At 61.8% G+C, this 9,915-nt stretch carries 5 protein-coding genes; 3 read left to right on the forward strand and 2 right to left on the reverse strand.

Annotated features, from left to right (window positions below; all coding sequences use genetic code 11):
• Positions 1-49 precede the first annotated feature (49 nt).
• Positions 50-463 carry a YgiW/YdeI family stress tolerance OB fold protein gene (locus H162_RS0116590; RefSeq protein ID WP_026354730.1) on the forward strand — a complete coding sequence of 138 codons (414 nt, stop codon included), beginning with the start codon at positions 50-52 and terminating at the stop codon, positions 461-463.
• Positions 464-559: 96 nt separating this feature from the next.
• The gene (locus tag H162_RS0116595) at positions 560-3,880 is read left to right on the forward strand and encodes a DEAD/DEAH box helicase (RefSeq protein ID WP_040787612.1); all 3,321 of its coding nucleotides are present in this window, start codon (positions 560-562) and stop codon (positions 3,878-3,880) included.
• A 4-nt stretch (positions 3,881-3,884) separates the two neighbouring features.
• Here the strand turns inward: H162_RS0116595 and H162_RS31100 are convergent, their stop codons facing one another.
• Positions 3,885-5,507 (reverse strand): calcium-binding protein, encoded by a 1,623-nt coding sequence (locus tag H162_RS31100; RefSeq protein ID WP_020654612.1) that lies wholly within the window; start codon positions 5,505-5,507, stop codon positions 3,885-3,887.
• A gap of 224 nt (positions 5,508-5,731) precedes the next feature.
• Positions 5,732-9,238, reverse strand: coding sequence for a calcium-binding protein (locus H162_RS32730; RefSeq protein WP_169444508.1), 3,507 nt, complete (start codon positions 9,236-9,238; stop codon positions 5,732-5,734).
• Between the two features lie 453 nt (positions 9,239-9,691).
• Between H162_RS32730 and H162_RS0116610 the strand changes: the two genes are divergently transcribed.
• Positions 9,692-9,915: hypothetical protein (locus tag H162_RS0116610; RefSeq protein ID WP_156885655.1), on the forward strand; the 224-nt coding region annotated here is incomplete at its 3' end.

Raw genomic sequence — 9,915 nt, forward strand, 5'->3', positions numbered from 1 at the left:
GCAAGCAGCCGGCTACGACAAACCCGCTTACACGACCAAAGGACTGACCATGAAACGGATTACCAAGATCTCCTGCATCGCCGCCGCCCTGCTTGCCGGGTCGGCCGTCGCCATCGCGCAACCGGGCAGCTATACCGGACCGTCGACCAAGCCGGCGCCGGCCTCGGCGGGCTACACCGGCCCGTCGAGCGTGCCGCTGATGAGCGCCAGGGATTTGCTGGACAAGGGCAAGGACGACCAGTACGTCAAGCTGAAAGGCAAGCTGGTCAGCCACAAGGGCGGTGACGAGTATGAGTTTGCCGACCAGAGCGGCAAGATCACCGTGGAGATTTCGTCGAAACTCTTCCCTGAAGGCACGACCATCGACCACAACACGGTGGTGGAGCTGATCGGAGAGTTTGACAAGGAAACCTTCGGCGAATCGACGCTCGATGTCGAGCAGATCAAGGTGGCAGCCAAATAGGGGCTGGCAACACGGCGGACCCCCGAACCGCCAGGCAGGCGTGCCTGGCGATCGGCGATAATGGCGCATTGATTAACATGGTCCGCCTGCTGCATGATGCACTTTACTCCCGAGGATCTCGTACGCCAGTTCGATCCTGCGACCTTTGCGCGTGGCGAAGGCTATGCCAGGAAAGGAATGGTGGTCAGCGTTCGCCGGGAGGGCGACCGCTTTCATGGCGAAGTCAGCGGCAGCGGTGCGAATGTCTACCAGCAGTCGATCCGCCTTGCCGCAGGCCGTCATGGCCTCAAGGTCGAGGGCAGTTGCAGCTGCCCGATGTCCTATAACTGCAAACATGTTGTGGCGGTATTACTCGCCAGCCTGAAACAAGCCGAGCGTTTGCCGGCCTTGCCGGCTTTGCCGGGGCCGGACTTGTCGGCGGCGTCCGAGAACTGGCTGAAGCAACTGGCGCTGGCTCACATGCAAATGGCTGCGCGGGCCGAGGCGGCGCCGGCGTCCGGCCCGGCATACCGGCTCGTCTACGTGCTGGTTCCCGGCTTGCGCGGCGGCTCGCCACGGCTGCACCTGTGCAAGGCGCGCCTGCGCAAGGATGGCAGCATCGGTGCGGCCACGCTCGTCAACGAGCTCTACGGCTTGCTGGTCGCCAGGCCGGATTATGTCGGGCAGGATGACGAAGAGCCGATCCGCCTGTTCGCCGCGCTGCGCGCGAGCAGCATGTACAACGACGACGTCAGGCCGGCCGGCCAGGTCGGCGCCCGCTTGCTGGGCCTGCTGTGCGCCGCAGGACGGCTGCTATCGGCGGACACGATCGATGACCTGAGGCGCGGCAGGCTGTATCCGCTCCGTCCCGGACCGCTGCGGCACGCGGCGCCCGGCTGGCATGCCGAGGCGAAAGGGAGCGAATCGGTCAGGCTGTGCTGGCGGTTCGACGATGGCGCGGCGGTCGAGCACCTACTGCCGACCGAGCCGATGTGCTACCTGGATCAGGGCATGCTGGGCGAACTGGTGGTGCCGCAGGCGCTCGCGGCCCTCCCTCCCGCCACCTTGCTGAACCTGGTGGCGCAGGCCCCGGTGCTGCACGCGGAGGAGCGCGCAGGCATGGCGGCGCGCCTGGTCGAGCAAGGCCTGGACCGCATCCTGCCCGCGCCGCAAGCGCTGCGGACGCGCCGGCGGCGCAAGATCGCGCCGACACCGCATCTGTTGCTGGACAGCCTGGTGACGGAGGTCCGCGGTGTCCTGCAATGGCATGATTACGCAGAGCTGTTCTTCGACTATGACGGTCTTCTGACCGGAGGCGTCGACGAGTCGGTGCTGCGCAGGGTGACCGGCAACACGGTCGAACTGATCGAGCGTGACGCGGATGCCGAACGCGCCGCCGCCGCCGCCCTCGCCGAGCTCGGATTTGTCGCGCCGACAGCCAGTTCTCCGCTGTGTGATATGCCCGATGCTGTCTTGCAGTTGCCGAACCCGGCGGCCTGGCTGGCATTCGCGCGCCAGGCATTGCCGCGCCTGCGCGACGCCGGCTGGCAGATCGAGATGGAAGAGGATTACCGCTACGAACTGGCGGAAGCGCAGGACTGGTATGCCGAACTGACGGAGGAAGGCGAGGGCGTCAATGCCTGGTTCGCGCTCGAACTCGGGATCCTGGTCGAAGGCCGGCGCTATTCCCTGCTGCCGGTGCTGCTGCAGATGATACGCAATGCACCGCAGGACTTCGATGCCACGAACCTGGCGGCAATCGATGACGCCAGCGACGTCATCGTGGAGTTATCCGCCGTGACACGCGTCGCCTTGCCATGGGGACGCATCAAGCCCATTCTCGCCACGCTGGGAGAACTGTACTTCAGCGAACGCATGGGCAGCGCGCTGCGCCTGCCGGTCGCCGACGCCGCACGCCTTGCCGAGCTGGAACGGGCGGCGCAGTTGCGCTGGCTGGGCGGGGAACGCCTGCGCGAACTGGGCAGGAAGCTGAGCCAGTTCGACGGCATCCGGCCGGTCGAGCTGCCGGCCGGCCTGCAGGCAAGCCTGCGCCCCTACCAGCGCACCGGACTGGCATGGCTGCAGTTCTTACGTGAATACGAATTCGGCGGCATCCTGGCCGACGACATGGGGCTCGGCAAAACCATCCAGACCCTGGCCCATATCCTGGTCGAAAAAGAAGCGGGACGGCTCGACCTTCCTGCGCTGGTGGTGGCGCCGACCAGCCTGATGGCCAACTGGCAGGCCGAAGCGGCCCGGTTCGCCCCGGGCCTGCGCGTATTGCTGCTGTATGGGAAGGACAGGTCGGCGCTGTTCGAGCAGATCGGCGGCGCCGACCTGGTGCTGACCACCTATGCCCTGCTGGCGCGTGACGAGCTGGCGCTGCGCCGGCATCGCTACCACCTCCTGATCCTCGACGAGGCGCAATACATCAAGAACAGCCGCACCAAGGCAGCCCAGGCGGCCCGCCTGCTCGATGCCCGGCACCGCCTGTGCCTGACCGGCACCCCGGTGCAGAACCATCTTGGCGAACTATGGTCGCAGTTTCATTTCCTCATCCCAGGACTGCTGGGCGACGAGAAGGCATTCAATGCCGGGTTCCGCAAACCGATCGAGCAGCATGGCGACAGCTTGCGCAAGGAACTGCTGGTACGGCGCCTGAAACCGTTCATGTTGAGGCGGACCAAGGATAAGGTGGCTACCGAGTTGCCGCCGAAGACGGAGATCGTGCTGCCCGTCGAACTGGGCGGCTCCCAGCGCGACCTGTACGAGACCGTGCGCGTGGCGATGGACCGCAAGGTGCGCGACGAAATCGACCGCAAGGGACTGGCGCGCAGCCAGATCGTGATCCTGGATGCCTTGCTCAAGCTGCGCCAGGTGTGCTGCGATCCACGCCTGCTCAAGTCCGCCGGCGAGGCCGGTTCGGCCAAGCTGGACACGCTGATGGAATTGCTCGAGACCTTGCTGAGCGAAGGGCGGAAGGTGCTGGTGTTTTCCCAGTTCACCAGCATGCTCGCGCTGATCGCGGATGAACTGCGCGCACGCGCCGTCGAGTTCGCCGTGCTGACCGGCGATACGGTCGACCGCGCTGCGCCCGTGGCCGCGTTCCAGCAGGGGCAGGCCGGGGTGTTCCTGGTCAGCCTGAAGGCGGGCGGGGTCGGGCTCAATCTCACAGCGGCCGACACCGTCATCCATTACGATCCGTGGTGGAACCCCGCCACTGAAAACCAGGCCACCGACCGCGCCTGGCGTATCGGCCAGGAGCAGCCGGTGTTCGTCTACAAACTGATCGCACGCGGCACGCTCGAGGAAAAAATCCAGGACATGCAGCGTCGCAAGGGCGAGTTGGCGAACGCCATGCTGGCGCCGGAAACCGAACTGGCGACCGGGATCGGCCCGGACGACCTGCAGGCGATTTTCGCTCTTCCCCTTTCTTGAGCGCTTACACGATGAAGAAATCGGCTGCGCTGATGGCCGGGTTGCCGGTCAGCGTCGCGAACTGGACCGCCAGTCCCGCGCCGTTGCCGTCCGCGTCGTAGTACAGCGCGCCGGAATCGGTGTCGTAGACGATGAAGTCGTTGCTGTCGACGGCCTTGCCTGCCGTATTCGCGGCGAAGTTCGCGGCGGCCAGCGCCACGTTTGCCGTGGCCAGCTTGGTGAAGATCGCGTTCTCCAGGCGGATGGTGTCGTCGGCCGCCGAGAAGTCCGTGATCCTGTCGATGTTCTTTGCCAGCGCCGTGTTGAAGACGAAGATATCCTTGCCGGCTCCTCCGGTCAGCGTGTCGTTGCCCGCCAAGCCGTTCAGCACGTTGGCGCCGGCATTGCCGGCGATGCCATTGTTCAGCGCATTGCCGGTACCGCTGAGGTTCGTGGTCGAGTTCATGCGCAGGTTCTCGACATTCGCGGTCAGGATATAGCTGACGGTGACGTACACGGTGTCGTTGCCGCCGATGGCCAGGCTGGTGTTGGCTTCGGTGACGAGGTCGTACTGGTTGTCCACGAAGTAGACATCGCTGCCGTCGCCGCCCGCCATGATGTCCATGCCGCCCGCGCCGTTCAGCTGGTCGTTGCCGTTCCCGCCGATCAGCATGTTCGTGGCCGCATTGCCGGTGAGCTTGTCGTTGAAGACCGAACCGATGATGTTCTCGACGTTGGAAATGGTATCGACGCCGGCGGCGCCGAGCGTTTTACCGGTCGTCAGGTTCACTTCCACGCCGCCGGTGACGATGCCGTACTCGATCGTGTCCACGCCGCCGCCGCCATTGATGATGTCATCGCCCATGCCGCCACCGAAGAATTCGTCCGCGGCGGAGCCGGTCAGCACGTCATTGAAGCGCGAGCCGACGACGCGTTCGATCGAGGTGAGGGTATCGCTGCCGCTGCCGCCCGTGACGACGCCGGTGCCGAGATTGACATTGACCGCGGAGCTGGCGTCGAAATACAGGCTGCTGTCGATGCCGGCGCCGCCGTTGATCCTGTCGTTGCCGCCGAAGCCCTGGAAGCTGTTATCGCCCGCGTTGCCCGTCAGCGTGTCCGCGCTCGCCGTTCCCTCGACGTCCTCGATGTTCGACAGCTTCGACGTACCGGTCGTGGTGACGGCCTGGCCGCTTGCCAGGTTGACGGTGACGGCCTCGCCGAATCCCCTGAAGCTCAGCACATCGATGCCCTTGCCGCCATCGAGCACGTCGCTGCCTTTCGAACCGGTCAGGGTGTCGTCCCAGTCGGAACCGGTGACGGTGTCATTGCCGCGCAGGACATATTGTTCGTAGCCATAGCCGGAAGTCCCGGACGATAACAGATAGTTCCGTTCCGTGACCGCGACATCCAGGCCGGTGTACTGCAGGGTGAGTTCGCCACGTTGGGAGAACAGATAGGTCGACGTGATCTTCCCGCCGATCACGGTGTTGCCGCTATAGGTGAAGCCAGTTCCTTCGTTGCTTTCGCGCGCGATATAGTTGGCGTCGAGGAATTCAAACTTGGTCGACGTCCTTGCGCCAAATGCCGTGACCTGCCACGTCGTGTCGTAAGCGCCCCGGGTACCTGTGTGGAAGACAATATTAGCCATGAATCCGTTCTCGTTTGGTTTTTGAAGAACCTGTTGGGACAGGTTCCGGATATCGCCCGACTGGGCGATGTACCTGAGCGATTACAACATGGAAATTTTTTGAAAACTGCCCCCTTCCGGGGTGGAATCGTTGCCTGGCTTCAGGTTGGGTACAAAACAAAACGGCTCACAGCGCTTTCGCTGTGAGCCGTTTTTTTCGGTGACCTGAAATCAGGCTTCCTGCCTTATGTGACGATTCCGAAATCGAGATAAGTCAGCTTGGGAACGCCGGTGAGCGATGCGAACTGGATTGCAGCCGACGCCGTACCGCTGCCATCGGCGTCGTAGTACAGCGCGCCCGTGGTGCTGTTGTAGATAATGTAATCGTCCGCTTCGATCGCCTTGGTCACACCCGCGCCCTGATGCAGCCATCCCGCATCCAGGATCGTCGCTGCCGCGCCCGGCAATGCCTTGAAAATGGCTTTCGACAGTCCGATCACATCGTCTTCCACCCTGAAGTCCTTGATGGTGTCGATATTGGTGCTGCCGAGGGCTGCGTCGAACACGAAGGAGTCCTTCCCCAGGCCACCGGTCAGCACATCCTTGCCGGCGCCTCCGGACAGGATATCGTCGCCCGCGCCGCCATTGAGCGCGTCATCGCCGCCGTAGCCCAGGATGCTGTTGTTGCCGCTATTGCCGGTGAAGTTGTCGGCGAACGTCGATCCGGCGATATCTTCGAAATTGCGAACCTTATCCGCGCCCGCGCCTCCCGAAGCGGTCGAATAACCGCTCGCGTCGACGATGCCGAGATTGAGCACGACCCCGGTACCGGCAACGGACGAGTTCAGGGTAAAGCCAAGGAGATCCTTGCCACCCATTCCATCGAGAACGTTGGCCGCGATATTTCCTTCCATGAGATTGGCGGAAGCGTTGCCGGTACCGTTGATTGCCACCGTTCCCGACAGCACGAGCGTTTCCAGGGCGGCGCCGAGCGTGTAGCTGATCGAGCTCTGGACGATGTCCTTGCCGCCATACCCGCCACCGACATCTTCCAGTTCCTGGATGATGTCGCCGGTGTGATCGATGATGTAGGTGTCATTCCCCTGCAAGCCGCTCAGCGGGTCCGCGCCTGCCTTGCCATCCAGGTAGTCGTTGCCGAGGCCCCCTGAAAGGGAATTGCTGCCGGAATTGCCGACAAGGATATTATCGGCACTATTACCGGTCACAAAATAATTGGCGGTGCCGGTCAGGAAGACGTTTTCGATATGAGGTCTATTGCTGAGCGAATAGTTGAAGCCGACGACTACGGTGTCGTTGCCGCCATTGGCCACCTCGACCGCGACATCGCCGCTATTGTCGAGCATGTAGAGATCGTCCCCAAGCCCGCCTGTCATCGTATCGGCGCCGGCGCCGCCATCAAGCAGGTCGTTGCCGCTGGTGCCGTTGATCGTATCCTGCCCCTCGGCGCCGACAGTGAAGCCCTTGACGATGGTGCCGTCAGCAAATTTGTACTGCTCGACACGGTAGCTGATGTTGTAGAAATAATTCTCAACGACCATCTTGTCGCGGTTGGCGAAACTCACGACGAGATCGTTGCCCGAGCGGGCGATCCTGGTGATGTCGCGCTGGTTATAGTCGAGGAACTGCACCGTATCGACCGCCGTCCCTGCGCTGTCGTAGTCGTTGATGCTGTCGGTTCCATCGCCGCGGCGGAACAGGTAGGTGTCATTTCCGGCGCCGCCCTCCAGCCTGTCGTCGCCCGTACCGCCCGACAGGGTGTCGTTTCCGGCGCCGCCGCGCAGGGTATCGTCGCCGGCGTCGCCATACAGGGTATCGACGAGTACGCCGCCGTTGATCCGGTCGTTGCCGCCAAGTCCATGGATCACGTTGGCCGCGTCCTCGAACCCGTTGAAGCTGTCATCGCCTTCGGTGGCCGCCAGGCGCTGCGCGATAGCAGTCCGGGTCCATGTCGTGTCGCTGAAGGCGAAGCGGTCCACCTCGTAGTTGCGATGATAGAAGTAATCGTTGACAGTGACCCGGTCGGTCGCGCCCAGCTTGATGACCAGGTTGTTGCCGAGGCGCCCTACCGAGGTCACTGACGTGGAAGCAATGCCTTCGAAGCGCAGGGTATCGACTTCGGTTACCGAGTTGCTGTAGTCATTGATGGCATCCGCGGCGGCCCCCTTCGTATAGCTATAGATGTCGTTGCCTGCGCCGCCCTCGAGAAAGTCATTGCCGATACCGCCGATCAGGGTATCGTCACCCCCGGCGCCAAGCAGGCGGTCCGCGCCGGCATCGCCATGCAGGACATCGGCCAGGGCGCCGCCGGTGATCCGGTCATCGCCACCAAGGCCGTGGATCGTATTGGCGACGTCATCGAATCCGGTGTAGCTGTCGTTACCTGCGGTGTAGACCAGTCGGCTGGCAATCGCGGCCTTGTCCCAGGAAACGCCGCCACTGAAGGAAAATTTCTCGACCTGGTAGGCCTTGCTGTAGAAGTAGGCATTGACGATGACGGTGTCGGTGGTCCCATACTGGATCAGCAAGTCGTTGCCCTGGCGGGAGACCGACCGGACATCGCCGACCGCGACATCGGAAAAGCTCACGACATCGATATCGACGGTGCTCGAGCTGTAGTCATGGATCGTGTCGACGCCGTCGCCTTTCCTGACCAGATAGGTGTCATTGCCGGCTTCACCCTCAAGTTGGTCGGCGCCGAGGCCGCCGACCAGGGTGTCGTTGCCGCCACCGCCCCTGAGCACATCCTCTCCATCGTCACCGTTGAGAACGTCATTCAGGGCGCCGCCCGTGATGCTGTCATTCCCGCCAAGGCCGGAGATCTTGTTGGCGAGATCGGTAAAGCCGCTGTAGCTGTCGTCGCCTTCCGAATACACGAGCCGGGTCGCGATGGCGGCCCGATTCCACATCTGGCCGTCGGCGAATTTCACCCCCTCGACCTGGTACTTCACGGAATAGAAATAATCGGCCACGGTGACCATATCTTCCGCGCCGTATTCCAGCACCAGGTCATTGCCGGTCCGGTAGACCTGCTTGATGTCGGCGCTTGTGACGTCCTTGAACACGATCGTGTCGATCGGCGTCGAATTGTCGTGGTAGTCGCGTATGACGTCGCTTCCATCCCCTTTGGCGAGATGATAGATATCCGCACCGTCGCCGCCGCTCAGGATGTCATCGCCGCGACCGCCGGTCAGCTGGTCGGCGCCGTTATTGCCACTCAAGCTATCGTCGCCCGCATCGCCGTACAGCAGATCAGTCAGCTCACCGCCCCGGATCGCGTCGTTGCCACCCAGGCCGCGGATCGTGTTCGACAAGTCACTGAACCCATCGAAGCTGTCGTTCCCCTCGGAATACACCACGAGTTTGGCAATCTGGGCCAGGTTCATGGAACCATTAGTGAACTGGAATGTTTCAATCCGATAATTGGCGTTGTAGAAGTAGTCTTTGACGGTCAGCCGATCATCGGCGCCGTAATAGAAAATCAGGTCGTTGCCGCTGCGGGTAACGCTCTTCATGTCCGTCGACGCCAGGTCCTTGAACACAACCCGGTCCAGTGCCGTGAGATTCGTATCGTAGTCGCTGATGGTGTCGTACCCATCGCCTTTGATGAAGTAGTACGCGTCGGCGCCAAGGCCGCCGTTCAGCGTGTCATTGCCACGGCCGCCGGTCAAGCTGTCTGCGTCATTCGTACCGTCGAGTATGTCGTTACCTGCCGAACCCGTCTTCGTAACCATTGCTGCCCATCCCTCTTTATATGTATTTGTTGTATTTCTAATATGCAAAACTGCCAAAATGATCATGTCCAAGTGTAAATACAACTGCTTTCATTGTATTGACACGGTGGCATTTGCTTGCAGCATGTAATTATTTGTTGCCTTTACGTTTTATGCAATGCTCAGCAAGGACAGTTCTTGTAGTCGTGAAAAAACAACCGACAACACTTCAGGATTTGAGTCTCTTGCCGTAAAGAATTCGTGAGCGCAGTTTTGGGTGTATCCTCAGGGAAATATTTTGTGGAATAGTGCACGGCAGAAAGCGACTTTTCCGAACATCGTTTATTAAATGTAAAGGTTTTACGAATGGCTTCCGTTGTAGTCGGAATGACGACCGCCCAAATCCAGGCACTAACGACGTCACAAATTGTTGCGCTGCAAACCTCTGACATGCTTGCCTTGAGTACTGCTCAGTTGGCAGCATTTACATCCGTCCAGGTCGCGGCGTTCCAGACCGCCGACGTCGCTGCATTGACCACTGCGCAGGTATCCTCGGGCTTGACCACCGCCCAGATCGTGGCACTGACCACCGCCCAGGCGACTGCGCTGACGACGGCCCAGACCGCGGCCCTGACGACGGCCCAGGTGCGTGCACTGGAAACGGCCGACCTGGTCGCGATGAAGACCAGCCAGGTGGC

The organism is Massilia niastensis DSM 21313, assembly GCF_000382345.1.
GTDB classification, from domain to species: domain Bacteria; phylum Pseudomonadota; class Gammaproteobacteria; order Burkholderiales; family Burkholderiaceae_D; genus Telluria; species Telluria niastensis.